At 66.4% G+C, this 18715-nt stretch carries 21 protein-coding genes; 5 read left to right on the forward strand and 16 right to left on the reverse strand.

Annotated elements, in window-relative coordinates; genetic code table 11:
• Positions 1 to 43: 43 nt before the first annotated feature.
• From ACPPVW_RS04410 to ACPPVW_RS04420, 3 genes are all read right to left on the reverse strand, one after another.
• Entirely contained in the window at positions 44 to 1357 is a 1314-nt protein-coding gene (locus ACPPVW_RS04410; protein ID WP_426625321.1) for an ABC transporter substrate-binding protein, read from the reverse strand.
• 127 nt (positions 1358 to 1484) lie between these two features.
• Positions 1485 to 2498 (reverse strand): LacI family DNA-binding transcriptional regulator, encoded by a 1014-nt coding sequence (locus tag ACPPVW_RS04415; protein ID WP_426625322.1) that lies wholly within the window; start codon positions 2496 to 2498, stop codon positions 1485 to 1487.
• A 99-nt stretch (positions 2499 to 2597) separates the two neighbouring features.
• Positions 2598 to 2951, reverse strand: a complete 354-nt coding sequence (locus ACPPVW_RS04420) for an ATP-dependent DNA ligase (protein ID WP_426625323.1) — start codon at positions 2949 to 2951, stop codon at positions 2598 to 2600.
• 134 nt (positions 2952 to 3085) lie between these two features.
• Here ACPPVW_RS04420 and ACPPVW_RS04425 point away from each other — a divergent pair, with 134 nt between their 5' ends.
• Entirely contained in the window at positions 3086 to 3241 is a 156-nt protein-coding gene (locus ACPPVW_RS04425) for a hypothetical protein (protein ID WP_426625324.1), read from the forward strand.
• Between the two features lie 3 nt (positions 3242 to 3244).
• Here ACPPVW_RS04425 and ACPPVW_RS04430 read toward each other — a convergent pair whose 3' ends face one another.
• From ACPPVW_RS04430 to ACPPVW_RS04450, 5 genes are all read right to left on the reverse strand, one after another.
• The gene (locus ACPPVW_RS04430) at positions 3245 to 3919 is read right to left on the reverse strand and encodes a glycosyltransferase (RefSeq protein WP_426625325.1); all 675 of its coding nucleotides are present in this window, start codon (positions 3917 to 3919) and stop codon (positions 3245 to 3247) included.
• A complete protein-coding gene (locus tag ACPPVW_RS04435; protein WP_426625326.1) occupies positions 3916 to 5181 on the reverse strand; it encodes a PIG-L family deacetylase in 1266 nt (421 codons plus the stop codon). Before ACPPVW_RS04435 ends, ACPPVW_RS04430 begins: the two co-directional genes overlap by 4 nt.
• A complete protein-coding gene (locus tag ACPPVW_RS04440) occupies positions 5175 to 6170 on the reverse strand; it encodes an acyl-CoA dehydrogenase family protein (RefSeq protein ID WP_426625327.1) in 996 nt (331 codons plus the stop codon). The genes ACPPVW_RS04435 and ACPPVW_RS04440 overlap by 7 nt, the downstream gene beginning before the upstream one ends.
• 25 nt (positions 6171 to 6195) lie before the next feature.
• Complete coding sequence (locus ACPPVW_RS04445) at positions 6196 to 6777, reverse strand: Dps family protein (RefSeq protein WP_426625328.1); 582 nt, start codon at positions 6775 to 6777, stop codon at positions 6196 to 6198.
• Positions 6778 to 6903: 126 nt separating this feature from the next.
• Positions 6904 to 7212: a MerR family transcriptional regulator gene (locus tag ACPPVW_RS04450; protein ID WP_426625329.1), complete on the reverse strand. Its 309-nt coding sequence runs from the start codon at positions 7210 to 7212 to the stop codon at positions 6904 to 6906.
• Between the two features lie 487 nt (positions 7213 to 7699).
• Between ACPPVW_RS04450 and ACPPVW_RS04455 the strand changes: the two genes are divergently transcribed.
• On the forward strand, positions 7700 to 8128 hold the full coding sequence (locus ACPPVW_RS04455; protein WP_426625330.1) for an Hsp20/alpha crystallin family protein: 429 nt from the start codon (positions 7700 to 7702) through the stop codon (positions 8126 to 8128).
• 215 nt (positions 8129 to 8343) lie between these two features.
• Positions 8344 to 8961 (forward strand): TetR/AcrR family transcriptional regulator, encoded by a 618-nt coding sequence (locus tag ACPPVW_RS04460; RefSeq protein ID WP_426625331.1) that lies wholly within the window; start codon positions 8344 to 8346, stop codon positions 8959 to 8961.
• Positions 8962 to 9061: 100 nt separating this feature from the next.
• Here the strand turns inward: ACPPVW_RS04460 and ACPPVW_RS04465 are convergent, their stop codons facing one another.
• A complete protein-coding gene (locus ACPPVW_RS04465; protein WP_426625332.1) occupies positions 9062 to 9922 on the reverse strand; it encodes an alpha/beta fold hydrolase in 861 nt (286 codons plus the stop codon).
• Positions 9919 to 10962: an NADP-dependent oxidoreductase gene (locus tag ACPPVW_RS04470; protein ID WP_426625333.1), complete on the reverse strand. Its 1044-nt coding sequence runs from the start codon at positions 10960 to 10962 to the stop codon at positions 9919 to 9921. Before ACPPVW_RS04470 ends, ACPPVW_RS04465 begins: the two co-directional genes overlap by 4 nt.
• A 215-nt stretch (positions 10963 to 11177) precedes the next feature.
• Here ACPPVW_RS04470 and ACPPVW_RS04475 point away from each other — a divergent pair, with 215 nt between their 5' ends.
• Both ACPPVW_RS04475 and ACPPVW_RS04480 read left to right on the forward strand, forming a co-directional pair.
• Positions 11178 to 11594 carry a hypothetical protein gene (locus ACPPVW_RS04475; protein WP_426625334.1) on the forward strand — a complete coding sequence of 139 codons (417 nt, stop codon included), beginning with the start codon at positions 11178 to 11180 and terminating at the stop codon, positions 11592 to 11594.
• Positions 11594 to 11794: a helix-turn-helix transcriptional regulator gene (locus ACPPVW_RS04480; protein WP_426625335.1), complete on the forward strand. Its 201-nt coding sequence runs from the start codon at positions 11594 to 11596 to the stop codon at positions 11792 to 11794. The genes ACPPVW_RS04475 and ACPPVW_RS04480 overlap by 1 nt, the downstream gene beginning before the upstream one ends.
• 89 nt (positions 11795 to 11883) lie before the next feature.
• Here ACPPVW_RS04480 and trxA read toward each other — a convergent pair whose 3' ends face one another.
• Genes trxA through dnaK form a run of 6 tightly spaced genes read right to left on the reverse strand, consistent with a single transcriptional unit; the run spans position 11884 to position 18710 of the window.
• Entirely contained in the window at positions 11884 to 12387 is a 504-nt protein-coding gene (trxA, locus tag ACPPVW_RS04485) for a thioredoxin (protein ID WP_426625336.1), read from the reverse strand.
• Positions 12384 to 15035 (reverse strand): ATP-dependent chaperone ClpB, encoded by a 2652-nt coding sequence (gene clpB / locus ACPPVW_RS04490; RefSeq protein ID WP_426625337.1) that lies wholly within the window; start codon positions 15033 to 15035, stop codon positions 12384 to 12386. The genes trxA and clpB overlap by 4 nt, the downstream gene beginning before the upstream one ends.
• A complete protein-coding gene (locus tag ACPPVW_RS04495; RefSeq protein WP_426625338.1) occupies positions 15026 to 15343 on the reverse strand; it encodes a chaperone modulator CbpM in 318 nt (105 codons plus the stop codon). The genes clpB and ACPPVW_RS04495 overlap by 10 nt, the downstream gene beginning before the upstream one ends.
• Positions 15340 to 16278, reverse strand: a complete 939-nt coding sequence (locus tag ACPPVW_RS04500) for a DnaJ C-terminal domain-containing protein (RefSeq protein ID WP_426625339.1) — start codon at positions 16276 to 16278, stop codon at positions 15340 to 15342. Before ACPPVW_RS04500 ends, ACPPVW_RS04495 begins: the two co-directional genes overlap by 4 nt.
• Before the next feature lie 4 nt (positions 16279 to 16282).
• A complete protein-coding gene (locus ACPPVW_RS04505) occupies positions 16283 to 16819 on the reverse strand; it encodes a nucleotide exchange factor GrpE (protein WP_426625340.1) in 537 nt (178 codons plus the stop codon).
• Positions 16820 to 16832: 13 nt separating this feature from the next.
• Positions 16833 to 18710 carry a molecular chaperone DnaK gene (dnaK, locus tag ACPPVW_RS04510; RefSeq protein ID WP_426625341.1) on the reverse strand — a complete coding sequence of 626 codons (1878 nt, stop codon included), beginning with the start codon at positions 18708 to 18710 and terminating at the stop codon, positions 16833 to 16835.
• Positions 18711 to 18715 lie beyond the last annotated feature (5 nt).

Raw genomic sequence — 18715 nt, forward strand, 5'->3', positions numbered from 1 at the left:
CGGGTGTCCGGGCCGGCGGTAGGACGCCGGCCCGGACGTGGGCTCACCAGCCCTTGATGCCGAGCTGCTGGGCCTGGGCCTTCACATCCTGGTCGTACAGGGCCGCGCCCTCCTGGGCGTTGGAGATGCCCGAGCCGACCTGGATCAGGATCTTCTCCAGGTTCGGGCCCTTGATCGGCGACAGGAACTCCAGCGCGAGACCCGTCTTCTTCTCGTCCTGGTACTTCAGGATGTCATGCACCAGCGCAGGAGCGCTATCAGGGAGAGTGCACGCACTGGTCGCGAACGGCCCGGCGGGCACGCCCGCGTCGTTCTGCACCTTGCAGCCGGCCGGCGAGTTGATGAAGGCCACGAACTTCTTCGCCAATTCCAGCTTGCCGCCGGTCGTGGTCTTCGGAATGTACGCGCCATTCGGCTCCCAGACGGTGGCGTGAGCGTCACCCGTGGCCGCCGGCATCGCGAAGTAGCCGATGTCGTTCACCTGGTCCGGGTTGGACTGCACGACGTTCCCGATCACGACCGAAAGCATCGGATACTGCGCGGCTTGGCCGGTGGCGAGTTCCTTCAGCCCGTTGACGTTCGTGAGCGACGCGTAGTCCTTGTTCATCAGCTGCTTGTCGTAGATCTCCTTGGTGTGCTCGAAGCCGGCAAAGGCGGGCTCCTTGGAGTACTTCGCGTTGGACTTGTTCGCCGTGTAGTCGTCGGCCCACTTGGGGTCGGTCGCGTTGACGTTGGCGAAATCGGCGAGAACCGGGAGCTGACTGGTCCAGGTGTCACCGTAGGTCACGAGGACGGGCACGATCCCTGCGGCCTTGATCTTCTCGCTGTTGCTGACGAACTCGTTCCAGGTGTTCGGAACCTTCAGCCCGAGCTTCTCGTAGACCTTCTTGTTGTAGAGGACGCCGCCGTCGAATGTCGTCGCCGTCGGCGCGCCGTAGAGCGCCTTGCTCGTGCTGACGGTCTTCTTGAAGTCGCTCGTCAGATCCTTCGCCCAGGCCTCATCCGTCAGCGGCTGCAGCTGGCTGTCCGGGTGCAGCACCTGGAACAGCGACCCGGAGTTGTAGATGAACACATCGTTCATCTCACCGGTCGAAAGACGCGTCTTGACGAGATTGTCGCCGTCGGTTCCACCGGGACGGGTCTCGACCTTGATCTTGGTGCCGGGGTTCTCTTTCTCGAAGGCCGCGGCGAAGTCTTTGGCGAGCTTGGTGTTCGCCGGGTCGTTCCCGCCGGCGAGCAGCGAGATCTCTTTCGCGACCGAGCCTCCCGAGGAGCTGCAGCCGGCAAGCGTCGCGCCGAGGATCGCGATGCCGCCGAGGGTGGCGACGACCCGGGTCGTCGTCTTGCGAGAGAACATGAAATACCTCCTTGTATTCGTGCTGACTCCACTGGTGGGTGCAAGCCGATAAAAACGATTTGATTAAATCGATTTGATAAGACTTTAGAAAGGAATCCGCTTGACGTCAACTCCGCTTTGTAACGATTCAGGAACGAGGGGACGGGGAGGTGCTCTCCCGGACCACCAGCCGTGGCTCCAAGAAGAGGATCGGCGAGTCGTCCGCGACGATTCCCTCCCTTACCCGCTCATGCAGCATCGCCACCGCCTGATGCGCGAACACATCGATCGGCCGCGCGATCGAACTCAACGGGACCACCGCCTGAGAAGCGAACTCGATGTCGTCGAAGCCGATGATGGCCAGGTCGCCCGGAACAGACACACGGTGATAGACGCCGTTGAGCACTCCGACGGCCACCAGATCGTTCACCGCGATGACTCCGGTGGGTCGTTCGTTCGGCGACATCGCGGCGATCTGCTCCCCGACTCGTCGTCCGTTCGCGATGCTCCGTACGTCGAAACTGGTCACGTCCAGCGTCGCCGAAGGATCGTTCGCGACAACGTCACGAGCTCCTGTGAGGCGACGCTCCACGATTCCGTTGCCCGGGCTGTGACCGACGAAGAGCAGCCGGCGGTGGCCGAGCTCTAGGAGGTGCGCTGCAGCGAGCTGACCCCCTCGCTCGTCGTCGTAGGAGACCGACGCTGCTATGCGGTCGACGCTGTCGGTGAGGACGAGAGGGATCTCATGTCGACTGAGCGCATGCGCCGCGGCGGTGACGTCCCCTATCGGGCTGAGCAGGACCCCGTCGACCCGCTGCCTCGCGAAGGTCTCCAAGAGTTCAGTCTGCAGGCGCACGTCGCCTTCGCTGCTGACATTGAGCATGGTGTAGCCCAGAGCGCGGGCTTCCCGATCGACTGCTTTGACGAACTCAGCAGAATAGGGGTTCGCCACCTCGAACGCAAGATGGCCCAGCGCTTTCGTCTCCCGCCGGCGAAGCGCCCTGGCCGCGTCGTTCGGGACATATCCGAGCTCATCGATCGCAGAACGAATACGCTCCGCCGTGGCTTCGGCCACACGCGCCGGGTTGTGGAAGAAGTTCGAGACCGTTCCCGGTGAGACGCCGGCGCGTACCGCGACGTCTGCAACTCGAACGAAGCCCATGCGTACATTCTGCGCGATGCTCAGCCGATGCTCGGCACCGACTGACGTGCACAGCCCTTCACGCTTGTCCGTCGGTTCTGCGCGTCGCCTCGGCGAACCTCACGCCCGAATCGCACCGGAGACGAATGCAGGACCGACAGTACGGCCGGCGCGCTGGGGTTCCCCGTCCTCGTCGAAGACGATGAGGCCGGTCGAACTGTTCGCTGACTCTGCGAGTCTCTCGATCCAGTCTCGGTTGATGGCCGGCACGCGCGACCCCTCGAACTTGAAGTAGAGCGGGATGGACGGATCGAGCCAGATCGTGCTGCGTCCGTCGCCGACTTCGGGGCAATCACGCCACGACATCGCGAACGACTCCCGGCGGCGGAGCTTATTGACGATCACGACCTGCAGGTGCGCAAGCACCCGGTCATCGAACTCGATCACCGACGAGTCATAGACGAGAGACCCCACGTGAAACCTCCGCACCAGTCTGCTTTTTCCTTGATGATACGGCTCGTCTCGTCCCGGGTGCCCTGTGGATCAGACTGTGCCTCGGCTCTCCAGCCGCAGGCATAGGGTGGTCACGATGCGACCATGGGCGTACCGTGCCGCCGAAGAGCTGGAAAGCGGTACTCCTGATGGCCGAGCGCGACGATCGACGACCCGATCCGGACGAACTCCCCGACGGCTCCGGCACGGACGCCGAAGAGCCGGACGACGGCAAGGACACCGCCTCCGGCGGTGGGGCCGACGACCGATGATCCTCACATGGCGAGGTCGTGCAAGTAGGCCGCGTATCCGGCAGGCGCACGCCCCGTCAGCCTTCCCGTGGTGATCACCGGGTGACGCTCGCTCTCGGTTATGAGGAACCCGACCGCACGGAGCCGAGCCACGAGGTCGACGTCCTCGCCGACGTCGAGCGGGAGGAAGCCTCCGACATGTCCATAGGCGTCGGCTCGCACGCCCAGGCTGGCGCCGTGGACGTGCCCGAGCGTCGCACCCGGCGGATGGCTGCCCAACCAGGAACGGCGCCGCTGGGCATCCAGTTCGGCCAGCCGCGGCACGACCGCTCCGACATACGCATCCGAGCCGGCCGCCGCGGCGAGGTGCTCGTGGAGCCAGAGCGGCGGCACAGCACTGTCGGCATCCGTGAAGGCGATCCAGACGCGGCTGGGGTGCGGCTCGATCGTGGACAAGCCGGAGCAGACGGCGTCATGGCGGCTTCGGCCGACATTCCGGTGATCCCGGTCGACCACGAGCACATCGTCGAACCCTCGAGCGATCTCCTCCGACCTCTCCGTGCACGCGTCCAGCACGACCACCACCGTCGAGGGGACATCGATCGCCGCGCGAGCGGTCGCTATGGACTCCAGGCAGCCGCGCAATGTCGTCTCCTCGTCCCTCGCCGGGACGACGATCAGGACTCGCTCCACGGTCACGCGAACACCTCCAGAACGAAATCGTCCTCGAGGTGTCGCACGAGCCTCCGCAGGCCCGACCGATGCTCGAACGAGGCGTGCGCTTCCCGACCACTCTGTGCGAAGTCGTCGGCATGTCCCGTCCAGTGGCAGAGCAGCACCTGCCCTCCGTCGGCGAGGGAGCTCCGGATGCGGTCGATGGCCGTGGCCCACTGATCCGCCGCAAGATAGTAGGCCACCTCCGACACCACAATCAGATCGAAGCTGCCGGCGGGCCACTCATCGGGGACACGCATCCTCTGGACGGAGACATTCGATTGCGCTGCCGTCCGTTCGACCGCCTGAGCGACCGCAGCCCGAGCACTGTCCACGCTGAGCACAGAGTCGCACCGCTCGCCCAGGAGCGCCGACATCTCTCCGATGGAGCACCCGACCTCGAGCGCACGCGCGTAGTGCTCCCTCGGAAGTGCGGCGACGCTCACTGCTCGTTTGCGTCGCTCATACCATCGTGTGCGCACGCGCCAGGGATCGGCGCTCCCCCGATACAGGGCCTCGAAATGCGCCTCGCGCGACGCGTCTTCGGGTTCGATCAGCACTTCCCTCCCTCGGCCCGCTCGCCCGATGAACTCACCGGTCAGGACGCCGTGAGGATTCGCCTCCGAGTGCAGCTGGGTCGCGAACGCAGCGAGCGCCTCGCGTTTACGCTCACGCGTCGATGGTGTCAGCTCGACCTCGCTGACACGCGCCCACGGCAGATCGTCGGGAGAACCCCACTGCCACAACCAGACCGGATAGAGCAGCAGAGTGTCGCCATGCAGCGCACATACTGAGACGACCTCCCGGCCGAGGGTCCGATGATCACCGTGTCGGTCCGCCGGCCACGGAGCCAACACCAGGGTCCGCGGACCGCAGCGGGCGTCCAGCGCCGCCTCTATCCCATCCCGCAGGGTATCTCCCGCGAACTTGAGTTCGCCGTCCGGGAGGCCGAAGGCGGCGAACTCCGCCTGCACTCCGAGGCGGGCGAGCGCAGTCTCGAGCTCTGTCACGCGATCGCCGACGCTGATCGTGGCGACGACGACCGAGACCGGGATGCCGAGCTCCCCGCAGGAGGCGAGCAGACCGCCGGCCCCGAGCGTCTCGTCATCGGGATGAGCCGAGAACACGACGACCCTGTCGAAGGCCGCGAGCCACTGGCGTGTGCGGCGCTGTACGGCATTCCAGCGCGGATCGCGCTCCCAGACGTCGAACGGCGTCCGCGAGACGAGCGGGTCGAAGGTCACCACGAGAGAGCCCCTTCCGACAGGTGACCCGCGAGGGCGACGTCGTCGCGACCACGGTGGTACTGCGACGCATAGAGCTCGAGGTCGGCGCAACGCCGAGCCAGGGCCTCGTCGAACGCCAGAGCGGCCGGGCCGAGCACATCGCGAGCGGCATCCAGGGTCGCCACGACCGCATCGGCGACGGTGCCGCGGACGGCATGCGCGAGCACAGCCGCATCCAGGACATCGTCGGCGTCGATCCGCGACGCCGCGTCCTCCAGCGCCAGTCGAGCGTCACGGAGGCGGCGATAGAGCTGCCCGGTCCGCGCGGCGGCGATCGCGTCGTCGGGTCGCCGCCGTGCGCGCGCGACCAGTGCGTCGAGGACGGGGAGGCAGCCTCCCCACCAGCACGCTGCGACTCCGATCGCACCCCAGCGGAAGCCCGGCCGGCTGAGATACCAACCCTCCTCGCCCACAGGACGCGCAGGGGAATCGTCGAAATCGACCGGTCCGCTGACCACCTCCGCCAGGCCCCGAGCGACCCACTGTGCCGACTCGACCCGCACGCGCGGACCTCGCAGCGAGACCGCGAACATCACCCGGTCACCCTCCGGCGTCGCGGCGGTGACGAGCGCGTCGGTGAGCTGACCGGCGAGTGAGCACCACTCTTTACGACCTCGGAGCACCCAGCCTTCGTCCTCCTCGTGGGCGACCAACGCCGCGCCGGGGGCTTCCGCCGCAAACACGCCCCACGCCGTGCCCCGGTCGGGGACGCGCGCCTCCGCCTCGGCGAGGATCGCAACCGCATCCAGGTGCGGTTCGAGCACGCGCGCCGCCGTCACGTCGGCAGCCGCGATTCTCGCGAGTGCTCGAAAGCGTTGCTTCGTCTCCCCGGATCCGGGGAGCGGGAGCATGCTCGACGGCAGCGTGGAGCGAATCACCTCCAGCAGTGGCGCCACCCTTCCCCCGCACTTCACCGCCGCTGCCAGATAGTCGTCGAATCCCGGGCTCATCCGAGCTCCCTGGGACAGGCCGGACTCAACGGATGGCCGGCCGGCGGTTCTCCGCACTCACCATCCAGGCCAGCTGCTCCAGCCGTTCGATGATCTGATGCAGCAGGTCGGCGGACGTCGGATCCTCCTCGTCCACATCGTCGTGCACCGAGCGCACCGTGCGCACCACGGTTTCGAGGCGGTCGGTGATGAGGTCGACCGCGTCGGAGGTGTCGATCTCGCCGTTCGGGAACTGGGCGAGCGCCGTCTGCTCCGCGACCGTGCGCGAGCGCCCGTCGGTCGTCGCGTGCAGGGCGCGAAGTCGCTCGCCCACGGCATCGCTGAACTCCCGACCGGCCGCCACGATCTCGTCGAGCTGAAGATGGAGATCGCGGAAGTTTCTGCCCACGATGTTCCAATGGGCCTGCTTGCCCTGCAGCGACAGCTCGATCAGGTCGACCTGGACGCGCTGCAAGCTGCCGGCGAGGGATGCGGAGGCGACGAACCCGTTCTCCGCGTTCTCCCGCCGGGTCTCATGCTCACCCGGTGCGGCGCCCCTGGCGCGTGTCGTCCGCGGCGCAACCGCAGCCTTCGTGGTCTTTCCCGCGTTCTTCGAGGTGGTGGCCATTCCTGTGCTCCTTCGGCTCGTGTCCCACCGCGGAAGGTAATCCCCTCCTCCCATGCAGCCAACCGGGTTGACAGCGAAGAATTCGACCAAGGCGCTCGCAGCGATGACCCTCGCCGCCCACGACGATCAGGTGGGCCGAGGGGGTTCGGCACGCCCGTCGCCCGACTCGAGTTCGCGCCGCAGGGATGCGTTCTCGTCCTGCAGGTCGATCACTTTTCCAGCCGCGGCCAAATTCACGCCGTCGCCTTGGAGGTCGGCGATCCGGCGCATACGGCGAATATCGTCGGCGCTGTACCGGCGTGTTCCGCCGTCGGTCCGGGCGGGCGTGAGAAGCCCTTTTCGCTCGTACAGGCGCAGTGTCGCTGCGGGAACGCCGACCAGTTCGGCCGCGACCGCCATGCTGTAGGTCGGCAAAGCTTCGGGCGTCTGGTCCATCGCGAGAATTCTGCGCTCTGCCCTTTGCAACCTGTCAACGATTGGTGTAGAAAATATGCACCAATTGATCCACATCCTCTCTGGGTTGCGGAGTCGGGACTCGCCAGGTCCCGGCGCTGCGACGGCACGCGACGACAGGTATGGAGGTGATGAGCCGTGACCGTGGCGGGCGTGGCTGATCCGACGTCAGAAGTGTTCGCAGACATTCTCTGCTCCGATCCGGAGTGGGTCGATGCTGAGTTCGAGCAGATCGTCTCCGGGTTCACGGACGAGCCGACGATCACGAGCACCCCACCCCGATCGCCCTCCTTTGCGATCCACTCGATCCGCAGGCCGGAGCGGGAGCCCTGGTCCGACCGGCGGTGGACTGAGAAGTTCGCGACGATTCGCGCCCCGCCGTCGAGTCCCGGCCGGCACGCCCGGCGAGCCTGCACCTGAAAACACGGCGGCCGGTGGAGTCGCCGACTCTATGGAAGGAGAATTCACCATGTCGATGTCATTCGATCCATTCAGCCAGCTGGATCGGATCGCGCAGAGCGTGTTCGACACCAGCCGGCAACCGCGCCTGATGCCGGTGGACTTGTTCCGCGAAGGCGACCAGTACGTGCTCAACGCCGACCTTCCCGGCGTCGACCCTGGTTCGGTCGACGTGGATGTCGACGGCCACCTTCTGACGATCCGGGCGCAGCGTTCTGCCGCGAACCGGGAGAACTCGCGGTGGCTCGCACAGGAGCGCCCGTTCGGCCCCTACATGCGCCAGTTCACCATCGGTGACGACGTGGCAGCCGACCGCATCAGCGCGAACTACGACAACGGTGTGCTCAGCGTCGTCATCCCGATCGCGGACCGCGCCAAGCCGCGCAAGATCCAAGTCGAATCCGTCACCGAGCACGGCCACAAGGCCGTCAACGCCTGACGGCTTCGCCGCGACGACCAGCGCATCACTGAGGGCCGCTCTCGGACGTACAGGTCGGACCGCACCGGGCGGACGACAGCACTGATTCCCGAGAGCGCGTCGGGTGGTTGCCGGCCGGGCCCACCGGCAGCCACCCCGCCCCGCGATTTCGGCCCCATCGATAGTGACTACACTCGTAACTGAGCGCGATCTGACTCCGATCGTGCCAGAAAGGCATGACGATGGGTGCGATCGCCGCAGTGGGACCAGCCCCGAACGGACGGCGCGAGCGGAACAAGCGGGCGAAGCTCGAACGGATCATCGCCGCAGCAGCGGGGCTCTTCGCCGAGCAAGGCGTCGACGAGGTCACCACCCAGCAGATCGCCGACGCCGCCGACATCGGCACCGGCACTCTCTTCCTCTATGCCAAGAACAAGGGCGAATTGCTGCTTCTCGTGCAGAACGCCCACTACGTCGACGCGTTGCAGCGGGGGCGGACCGCCGCCGAGGACAGCGCAACAGCACTTGACGCGGTACTTGCGATCCTGCGGCCGGTCGTGGAGTGCAACCGCACGCAGACCGAGAACGGCCGCACGTATCTGCGCGAAATGATCTTCGGCGACCCGACCGAGCCTCACCACGCCGAGGCGCTCTCGATTGCGGGGCAGACCGAGCAGGCTCTTGCCGCTGTCCTCGCCCGGCATTCGGGCGTGCGCGAGGTGGAGGCACAGACGCTGGCTCGGGTGATCTCCGCGATCCTCTTCCTGACGATGGCCGCGAGCGAAAGGGCGGACAGCAGCATCGAGGAGATTCTCGACGCCATTCGCACCCAGCTCACGGCGATCCTCCCCTGACGGGATCCCGGTCGGAGTTCGAATCGATCGGCCTCAAGCGCGTCGAGGACCTCCGTGACGTGACCGCGCGGACTGCATGAGCTTCGCTCCCGTGTGGGCGTCAGGCCGCGAGGAACGCGGCGGCGACAGGAGCGAATTTCTCCCAATACTGGAAGATGCCGCCGTGGCCGGCATCGGGGTAGATGATCAGCTCCGATCCGGCGATGCGCCGGTGGAGGTCTTCCGAGAGCGCGGTCGGGACCATGCGGTCGTTGTCGCCGTTGGCGATCAGCGTCGGTTGTGTGATCACCGTCAGGTCCGACGGCGCAGAGCGTCCGTACCGTCGGATCGCTTTCAGCTGCGTGCGGAAGGCCCTGAGGCCGATCGCCTTGTCGCGGTCGGCACTGCGCTCCTTCAGGCGCTGAAGGAACGCTTTGGCGGCGCTCTTGCCCACCTGGTCGCGATTGAAGAAGAGGAACTCCTTCGGGTCGGAGAGGGTCAAGGCGGCCCGCACCATGTCTCGATAGGTGGTTGCCGTGACCTTGTCGATGTCCTTCCCGCCGCGCGGGCCGGTTCCGGTGAGGATCAGCCTGCGGACCAGTGTCGGGTGCTTCACCACCAGCTCCTGCGCGATCATCCCGCCCATCGAGAAGGAGAAGACATCGACCGTCTGGTAGCCGAGGCCGCGGATGAAGGTGTAGGCATCGTCGGCGGACTGCTCGAGCGTGCCGGGGAACGTCCCGCCCGAGCCGCCGACGCCTTGCTGATCGAAGGCGATCACCCGGCGGGTCTTCGCGATCGCGTCCACGATGCGGGGGTCCCAGTTGTCCAGGTTCCCTGCCAGATGCACGAAGAACAGCACCGGGATGTCGTCTGCGGGTCCCAGCTCGCGATAGGCGAACGTCTTCCCTCCCGTCGTGAAGGTCTGGGTGGGCGCCTTGATGTAGGACGCGGTGATGCCGGATTCGTCGGTGTCGTTCATGCGTGTCTTCCTTCCGAGGTCGACTGCGGCTGTGAGACACGCAGGTCGGGCGCGGCGATCACGACTTTGCCGCGGATGCTGGTCTTTCCCAGCGAAGAGAGAGCTTCGGGCACTCGCTCGAACGGGAAGGTGGCACCGACGACGGGACAGACGCTTCCGGCGTCGACGAGGCCGGCGATCCGCTGCAGTTGGGCGCCGCTTGCCCTCATCAAGAGGAACTCGTAGGTGACACCGAGATTGCGGGCCTGGGAACGGATCTTCCTGCTGAGCGCTGTGACCGCCAGGCGCAGCATCGGGTTCCCGCCTGCTTCCTTCGCGAACGCGGGCGTCGGTGGCCCGGCGATTCCGACCGCTTTGCCACCGGGCTTCAGGATGCGCAGCGACTTCTCGAGGTTTTCGCCGCCGAGGCTGTCCAGAACGAAGTCGTAGCCTGACAACTCGGACTCGAAGTCCTGAGTGCGGTAGTCGATCACCACATCGGCGCCGAGCTCCCGGACGAAGTCCGCGTTCTTACCGGAGACAGTCGTAGCCACCTCTGCGCCCAGGTGTTTCGCAAGCTGGATGGCGATCGTTCCCACCCCTCCAGCGCCCGCGTGGATCAGCACCTTATGCCCGGGCCCCACCCGGCCCTTCTCCACCAGCGCCTGCCACGCCGTCAACGCCACCAACGGCAACGAGGCGGCCTCCTCGGGCGTGACAGTGCTCGGAGCCAGTGCCACATCCGCCTGGTCGATCGCGATGCGCTCCGCGAACGTGCCGATCCGGCCGTCCCGAGGACGGGCATACACCTCATCGCCGATCGAGTACCCCTTCACCTTCGCGCCCACCCCGATGACAGTGCCCGCGACATCGTGCCCCAGCGTGAGCGGCGGCCGGTAGCGCAGAATCTGCCGGAATTCGCCGAGCCGGATCTTCTCGTCCAGTTGGTTCAGCCCGGCAGCGGCGACCTGTACGAGTACGTCGTCTTCGCCGACCACAGGCTCGGAGACCTCGGCCTCATGGAGGGGGTGCTTGTACTTGTCGAATGTGAACGCGCGCATGCCTGCGCTCTCCTTCTCCCAGGGGGATGTACCCCAACCCGATTCGCCCGTCCTTCAGAACGAGCAACATTACCGACTTTACTCAATTCTGAGTGCGCTCAGTTCGATTGTCAAGTGTTTTCGCAAGGAGGGCCAGGTGACCTCCGAGCGGGCGCATGGCGACGTAGTGTCAAGTTACCTTGACTGATTTCGGTGCCTCACGTACGCTTGGAGGCATGACAAGCAACCTTGACATTGGCGGCGAATCCGCGAGCGAGCTACACCGTCGCCGCGTGTTCCGCGCGCAGATCTGGAGCGGCGCTGCGCTCCTGCTGCTCCCCAACGTCGCGCTGTACTACTGGGGTCAGACGCCGGGTCCGTGGCGATGGTTCTGGGCGGTGCTGCCAATCGTCCCGTTGGTCTGGATGGTGATCGCGGTCACGCAGCGCGTGTGTCGGATGGACGAGTACCAGCGCAAACTGTTCTTCCCCGGCCTCGCCGTAGGATTCACGGTCTCGATGGTCTCCGCCATCGCTCTGGGCACGCTGAGCTCGGCCGGCTTCGGCGTTCCGAACACTGGCTGGGTCATCGCCGTCCTCGGCATCCTGTCGTGGGAGACCACCAACCTCATCGTCGGCGCCCCGAGCGCGTAATGGAGAACCTGATCCGCGCGGAACGGGAAGCCCGCGGCTGGACCCAAGCGATCTTGGCCGAGCAATTGAATGTGTCCCGGCAGACCGTCGTCGCGCTTGAGACAGGCAAGTACGACCCATCGCTGCCCTTGGCGTTCCGAATCTCCCGTCTCTTCGACAAGCCCATCGAAAGCCTCTTCACTCCCCCGACCGAGCGCTGAGCTGATCAGAGCACCTTCGCGTCGCACGATGTGAGCCAAGGTGTAGAGGTACTCGGAGCCACTGAGCGAACGCACGCGATATGCGGATCCTACGATCGATCACGAATCGCCCCCGTTGCCTCGCCGTCGCCGGAGCTCCTCTCCTCCTGAATGTGCTGCGCCATCGCGTCATCGAACCAGCGGCGCAGGACAGCCACGGGCGCTGCCCCCGCCTGACGGGCGATCACCTCCCCGTGGTCCATGATCAGCAGGGTCGGCACGGCCTGCACCGAGAATCGAGACGACAACCGGGGCGACCGGTCGACATCCACCTTGACGAGCTTCACCTCGCCCGCTCGCTCGGTAGCCAGTTGCTCCAGCACCGGGCTGACCATTCGACACGGACGGCACCAGGTGGCCCACATGTCGACGATCACCGGCGGATCCGCTTTCACGGCGATCTCCGCGAAGGTGTCATCGAGAGCATCGACGATCCACGGGAGGGGCCGATGGCAGTTCGCGCAGCGGGGGCGTCCGCTCGCGGCGACGGGGACGCGGTTCTTGCGACCGCAGTACGCGCAGCGGGTGACCTTGGTCGCGCTCTGATTCGTCATACCGCGACCTCGGCATCGGCGCTCGACGCAGCCGGCGTCTGCAGCGCATCGACGACGATGTCGCCGCCGCGTACGTCGACACGCACGGTTGAGCCATCCAGAACTGCCCCGGAGAGGAGCGCCCTCCCCAAGCGCGTCTCGATGTCGTGCGAGATGTATCTGCGCAGCGGTCTCGCGCCGTAGAGCGGATCGTAGCCTCGCTCCGCGATCAGGTGTCGCGCCTGAGGCGTCACTTCGAGCGCGATCTGGCGTTCCGCAAGCCGGCGCGCCAGGTCGCCCATCAGGAGGTCCACGATGGACTCGATCTGCTCCAGACCGAGTGGGGCGAAGATGATGATATCGTCCACCCGGTTGAGGAACTCTGGCCGGAAACGGCCGCGGAGCTCCGCCAGCACGAGATCCCTGACGCCTTGGGTGAGGCCTCCGCTGCTGTCCCTGGCGCTGGTCAGCAGGTGTTCGGCCCCGATGTTGGAGGTCATGATCACGATGGTGTTGCGGAAATCGACCGTGCGACCCTGGCTATCGGTGATGCGCCCGTCGTCGAGCACCTGCAGCAGTGTGTTGAACACATCCGGATGCGCTTTCTCGATCTCGTCGAAGAGGACGACGCAGTACGGTCGCCGCCGTACGGCCTCGGTGAGCTGGCCGCCCTCGTCGTAGCCGATGTAGCCGGGAGGGGCTCCTACCAGCCTGCTGACCGTGTGCCGTTCCTGGTACTCGCTCATGTCGAGCCGAACCATCGCGGATTCGCTGTCGAAGAGGGCGCTGGCCAGGGCTTTTGCGAGCTCCGTCTTGCCGACGCCTGTCGGCCCCAGAAAGATGAAGGAGCCGATCGGCCGTCGAGGGTCGCGAATGCCTGACCGCGCACGGATGATCGCCTCGGTGACCAGTCTCACCGCTTCCTCCTGGCCGACGACACGCTCGTGCAGGACCTCGTCGAGCTTCAGCACCTTCGCGCGCTCCCCTTCCTGGAGTCGCGCTACCGGGATGCCTGTCCAGGCTGCGACGATCTCGGCGATCTCCTCTTCGGTCACCACTTCACGCAGGAGCCTCTGCCGGCCTTGTTTCGATTGAAGCCTCTGCTCTTCGGCGGAAAGCTGTCGCTCGAGCTCGGCGAGCCGGCCATAACGCAGCTCGGCTGCTCGGTTGAGGTCGTAGCTGCGCTCGGCGTCTTCCGCCTCGCGACGCACCTTCTCGAGTTCGCTTCGGAGCTCTTGCACCTTGCGGATGGCCTGACGCTCAGCTTCCCACTGGGCACGTTTCGCGTTGGCTTCCGCTTGCAGGTCGGCGAGTTCGCGTCGCAACTCCTCGAGGCGGAGCCGGCTCGGCTTGTCCTTCTCCTTCTCCAGCGCTGCCTCCTCGATCTCGAGCCGGGTCACGTGCCGGGTGAGCTCGTCGAGGTCGGCCGGCATCGAGTCGATCTCTGTGCGCAGCCGGGCGCAGGCCTCGTCGACGAGGTCGATGGCCTTGTCGGGCAGGAACCGGTCGGTGATGTACCGGTGCGAGAGAGTCGCGGCGGCTACGAGCGCATTGTCCTGGATTCGCACTCCGTGGAAGACCTCGAGGCGTTCGCGCAGTCCGCGGAGAATCGAAATGGCGTCTTCGACACTCGGCTCATCCACCAGGACGGTCTGGAAGCGCCGTTCGAGGGCGGCATCCTTCTCGATGTGCTGCCGGTACTCGTCCAATGTGGTCGCGCCGATGAGATGAAGCTCACCGCGGGCGAGCATGGGCTTCAGCATGTTTCCCGCGTCCATCGCGCCTTCGGTGGCTCCGGCGCCGACGAGGGCGTGGAGTTCGTCGATGAACAGGAGGATGCGCCCCTCAGCGGCCACGACCTCGGCCAGTACTGCCTTCATCCGCTCTTCGAACTCGCCGCGGTATTTGGCGCCCGCGACGAGTGCCGCGAGGTCGAGCTGGAAGATCGTCTTGTCGCGGAGTCCTTCGGGGACGTCGGTGCGCACGATCCGCTGCGCCAGGCCCTCGACGATGGCCGTCTTGCCGACGCCAGGCTCACCGATCAGCACCGGGTTGTTCTTCGTCTTGCGCGACAGGATCTGGACGACGCGGCGGATCTCGGTGTCGCGTCCGATGACGGGGTCGAGACGGCCGACACGCGCGTCGGCCACCAGGTCGCGGCCGTACTTCTCCAGCGCCTCGTACGTCTGCTCGGGAGTCGCGGAGTTCACGTGCTGATTGCCGCGAACAGCTGTCAGCGCCTTGAGGAAGGTCTCCCGTGTCACGCCGTTGCTCTGCAGAAGGCGCGTGGCCGGGCCGCCGCCGGGGTCATCGGCGAGCGCAAGAAGCAGGTGTTCGACCGAGACGTAGGAGTCTTTCAGCCGAGTCGCCTCCCGCTCGGCCCGATCGAGGGTCGCCGCCAGGGCCTTGGAGAGGAACACCTGGCCGGGTGTCGCACCGGGGCCGCTGGTACTCGGCTTGCGCTCGATCGCGTGCTGCACCTCATTGAGAAGGACAGTGAGATCGACGCCGGCTGCTTCGAGCAGTCGGGGGATCAGACCGCCTTCCTGCACGAGCAAGGCGAGCAGAAGATGCTCGTTCTCGGTTTCCGTCTGCCCGTTACGACTCGCGACGCTCTGCGCGTCCTGCAATGCCTCCTGGGACTTCTGGGTCAGCTTGTTCATCTCCATGGCGGAGTCTCCTTTCCGGAGCGGATCACCGATCGCCGGCCCTCGAGCACGTCGATCCGGGCGAGCAGGTCGATGACGAGAGCGATGGCGGCGTAGTTGAGCGACAGGTCGGCGTGCAGCCGCACGACCCGTCTTACCTGTTCGGGCGCGCCCGGGGCGAACCACAGGCGACCCGAACCGTCCGTGCTGGCGGGAACGAGCCCGAGATCGAAGAATCGTCGAACCAGCTCGGGGTGGACGCCGGACGCAGCGGCGACCATCGCGAGGTCCAGGCGGGGCGGGATCACCGGGAGTAAGGGGGAACTCATGATGACGACCTCGGATTGTAGGAGGATTCACGCTTCAACAGCTCGAAGAGCTCACGTTCGCGGTCGGTGAGCCGGGACGGGACCATGATCTTGACCTTGGCGAACAGGTCGCCCGGCGTCCCGCCGGGCTTGGGCATGCCTTGGCCCTTCAGCCGCAGCCTTCGGCCGCTTGAGGATCCAGGGGGCACCCGTACGGTGATGGGGCCGCCGGGAGCACGAGTCGGGACGCTCGCCCCGAGGGCGGCCTCCCAGGGAGAGATCGAGAGGTCCATCTCGATGTCCTTGCCATTGAGACGGAGTCGCCGGTCCGGCCTGATCTTGACTGTGATGATCAGGTCTCCCGCCGCGCCATCCTGTCTTCCGGTTCGTCCGCCGCCGGAGACACGAATGCGCTGCCCATCGAGGGCGCCGGGCGGGATCTGGATCTCGAACGTCTGACGCTCACCGTCCGGCCCGGAGAGGACGATCGTCCGGGGACCGCCGCGGAAGGCCTCTTCGATCGTCAGTTCGAGTTCGGCTTCGGCGTCCATTCCGCGTCTCGAACCGAAGACGTCACCGAAGATGTCGTCCCAGTCGACCGACGCGCCGCCCGGGCCCGCTCCCGCCTGCGCACTCGACCAGCTGAACCCCGACGCCCCCGGGCGAGCCTTGGCGCGGCCTCCGTTACGTCCGCCGCCGGCGGCCTGCGAGGCGTACTCGCGCTCGGCGCCCGCGTAGCGACGGAAGTCCGGTCCGAACCGGTCGTACTGCGGCCGCGACTCGGGGTCGCTCAGCACGTGGTACGCCTCGCTGATCTGCTTGAACGTGTCCTCTGCGCCGGGCTGCTTGTTCACATCCGGGTGGTATCTGCGTGCCAGCTTGCGGTAGGCGCGCTGGATCTCCGTGGTGTCGGCCGACCGCGAGACGCCCAGCAGCTGATAGTAGTCGTCTGCCACGGCGTCACTCCCGCGTTGCGGTGACGACAACGCCGGCGGGCCGCAGCAGTCGCTCGGGAACGCCGAATCCGAGCCGGGTGACGGCCGCCACCGTCCGCGGCGCCAGGTCATCCCTGTCGACGACCGACACGACCTCGTGGATGCGCGGATCGAAGGGCACGCCCGCCGCATCGATGCGCGGGTAGCCGAGGCGCTCGAGGGCGGCGACGGCCTGTTCGCGGATCGACTCGATACCTTCGGCGAGAGGGTCGTTCACCTGCTTCGCGTAGGTGACCGCGTCCGCGAGCCCGTCCACGATGGGGAGGAAAACGGACGCGGCGCGAGCGCGCTCGGCGTCGCGGGCCAGGGCGAGTTCGCGAGCGGCCCGCTTGCGGGCGTTGTCCAGATCCGCGGCCGCACGACGCCAGCGATCCTCGAGCTCCGCGAGACGGGCATCCCGTTCGTCCGGAGGCTCTGGGGCCGGCTTGTTCGTCGCGTCGGCCCGGTCGGCGGACGCGAGCTCCTCCTCGCCTTCCGCACCGCGCGGGTCCGAGGTCTCCATATCCGGGGGTCCTTCAATTCCGATCGAAGTCGGCGTCGATGACGTCGTCGGTGTCGTCGACCTGGGCCGCGCTGTCCGAGGAGGACGATCCCTGGGCCGCACGAGCGACGGACAGGGCGGCATCCACCTGCTGCAACTCGCTCGTCAGCTCTCGCGCCTCGGATGCGGAGACATCGCGCCCGACGGCGTCCCTCGCCTGCCCGACCAGCATCTCGGCGCGCGACCGCTCATGGGCCGGCACAGCCTCGCCGCGCTCCGAGAGCGCCCGCTCGACCCGGTATGCAGCAGCGTCCAACTCGTTGCGGGCATCGATGTCTTCGCGTAGTCGCTGATCTTCGGCACGGTGCTGCTCGGCCTCGCGCACCATCCGTTCGATTTCGGCCTGGTCGAGGGTCGTGGTTCCACTGATGGTGATGCCTTGTTCTGCTCCGGTGTCCTTGTCGCGGGCAGTGACGTTGAGGATCCCGTTGGCGTCGATGTCGAACGTGACCTCGATCTGGGGCTCACCGCGCGGGGCAGGGCGGATGCCGGTCAGCGTGAACCGGCCGAGGACGCGATTGTCCGCGGCGCGCTCGCGCTCGCCCTGCAGCACGACGATCTCGACCGAGTCCTGGTCGTCTTGCGCGGTGGAGAACACTTCGCTCCGACGCGCGGGGATGGTGGTGTTACGTTCGATGATCGTCGTCATCACCCCGCCGCGCGTCTCGACGCCGAGCGAGAGCGGCGTCACGTCGAGCAGGAGCACGTCGCTTACTTCTCCCTTCAGCACTCCCGCCTGGATGGACGCGCCGATGGCGACCACCTCGTCCGGATTCACGGTCATGTTCGGGTCTTTACCCCCGGTGAGCCGCTTGACGAGGTTCTGCACCGCAGGAATCCTCGTCGAACCGCCGACGAGGATGACTTCGTCGATGTCGTTCTCGGTGACCGTGGCGTCCTCCATCGCCTGGCGCACCGGGCCGAGGCAACGCTCGACCAGATCGGCGGTGATGTTGTCGAAGGTGGCGCGCTTGAGCGTGGTCGTCAGGTGCTTCGGACCAGCGGAGTCCGCCGTGATGAACGGCAGGCTCACCTGCGTCTGGCTCACCGTGCTGAGTTCGACCTTCGCCTTCTCCGCGGCCTCGAACAGTCGCTGGAGGGCCTGGGGGTCTTGGCGGAGATCGATGCCGTTCTCCTTCTGGAATTCGTCCGCGAGGTAATCGACAATGCGGCGATCGAAGTCGTCTCCGCCGAGGTGCGTGTCACCTGCAGTCGAGCGCACCTCCACGACGCCGTCGCCGACATCGAGCAGGCTCACGTCGAAAGTGCCGCCGCCGAGGTCGAACACCAGAACGGTCTCGTGCTCCTTCTTGTCCAGCCCGTACGCGAGGGCTGCTGCAGTCGGCTCGTTGATGATCCGGAGCACCTCGAGACCTGCGATGCGCCCGGCGTCTTTCGTCGCCGTACGCTGTGCGTCGTTGAAGTACGCCGGAACGGTGATGACAGCCTCGGTGACCTTCTCGCCGAGGAATTTGCCGGCATCGTCGGCCAGTTTGCGCAGCACGAGCGCACTGATCTCCTCCGGCGCGTACAGCTTGCCCCGGACGGTGAACCTGGCTTCGCCGTTCGGACCGGCCGCGATGTCGAATCCGACCGCCTTGGCCTCTTGTTCGATCTCCTCGAAGGAACGCCCGATGAAGCGCTTGGCCGACGAGATCGTTCCCTTCGGGTTCAAGATCGCCTGTCGTCGGGCGAGCTGCCCGACGAGTCGCTCACCGGTGTCGGTGAAGGCGACAACCGAAGGAGTCGTGCGAGCTCCTTCCGCGTTCGGGATGACTCTCGCCTCGCCTCCTTCCCATACCGCTATCACCGAGTTCGTAGTGCCGAGGTCGATGCCGACTGCTTTGGCCATGGAAC

Origin of the sequence: Leifsonia sp. McL0607, assembly GCF_049993355.1 — a bacterium.
Lineage (GTDB): Bacteria > Actinomycetota > Actinomycetes > Actinomycetales > Microbacteriaceae > Leifsonia.

Bases quoted from the DNA above. Each gene is read 5' to 3' on its own strand.
- ACPPVW_RS04410 (WP_426625321.1), bottom strand. From the start codon at position 1,357: ATGTTCTCTCGCAAGACGACGACCCGGGTCGTCGCCACCCTCGGCGGC.
- ACPPVW_RS04415 (WP_426625322.1), bottom strand. From the start codon at position 2,498: ATGGGCTTCGTTCGAGTTGCAGACGTCGCGGTACGCGCCGGCGTCTCA.
- ACPPVW_RS04440 (WP_426625327.1), bottom strand. From the start codon at position 6,170: ATGAGCCCGGGATTCGACGACTATCTGGCAGCGGCGGTGAAGTGCGGG.
- ACPPVW_RS04445 (WP_426625328.1), bottom strand. From the start codon at position 6,777: ATGGCCACCACCTCGAAGAACGCGGGAAAGACCACGAAGGCTGCGGTT.
- ACPPVW_RS04450 (WP_426625329.1), bottom strand. From the start codon at position 7,212: ATGGACCAGACGCCCGAAGCTTTGCCGACCTACAGCATGGCGGTCGCG.
- ACPPVW_RS04455 (WP_426625330.1), top strand. From the start codon at position 7,700: ATGTCGATGTCATTCGATCCATTCAGCCAGCTGGATCGGATCGCGCAG.
- ACPPVW_RS04460 (WP_426625331.1), top strand. From the start codon at position 8,344: ATGACGATGGGTGCGATCGCCGCAGTGGGACCAGCCCCGAACGGACGG.
- ACPPVW_RS04465 (WP_426625332.1), bottom strand. From the start codon at position 9,922: ATGAACGACACCGACGAATCCGGCATCACCGCGTCCTACATCAAGGCG.
- ACPPVW_RS04470 (WP_426625333.1), bottom strand. From the start codon at position 10,962: ATGCGCGCGTTCACATTCGACAAGTACAAGCACCCCCTCCATGAGGCC.
- ACPPVW_RS04475 (WP_426625334.1), top strand. From the start codon at position 11,178: ATGACAAGCAACCTTGACATTGGCGGCGAATCCGCGAGCGAGCTACAC.
- ACPPVW_RS04480 (WP_426625335.1), top strand. From the start codon at position 11,594: ATGGAGAACCTGATCCGCGCGGAACGGGAAGCCCGCGGCTGGACCCAA.
- trxA (WP_426625336.1), bottom strand. From the start codon at position 12,387: ATGACGAATCAGAGCGCGACCAAGGTCACCCGCTGCGCGTACTGCGGT.
- clpB (WP_426625337.1), bottom strand. From the start codon at position 15,035: ATGGAGATGAACAAGCTGACCCAGAAGTCCCAGGAGGCATTGCAGGAC.
- ACPPVW_RS04495 (WP_426625338.1), bottom strand. From the start codon at position 15,343: ATGAGTTCCCCCTTACTCCCGGTGATCCCGCCCCGCCTGGACCTCGCG.
- ACPPVW_RS04505 (WP_426625340.1), bottom strand. From the start codon at position 16,819: ATGGAGACCTCGGACCCGCGCGGTGCGGAAGGCGAGGAGGAGCTCGCG.
- dnaK (WP_426625341.1), bottom strand. From the start codon at position 18,710: ATGGCCAAAGCAGTCGGCATCGACCTCGGCACTACGAACTCGGTGATA.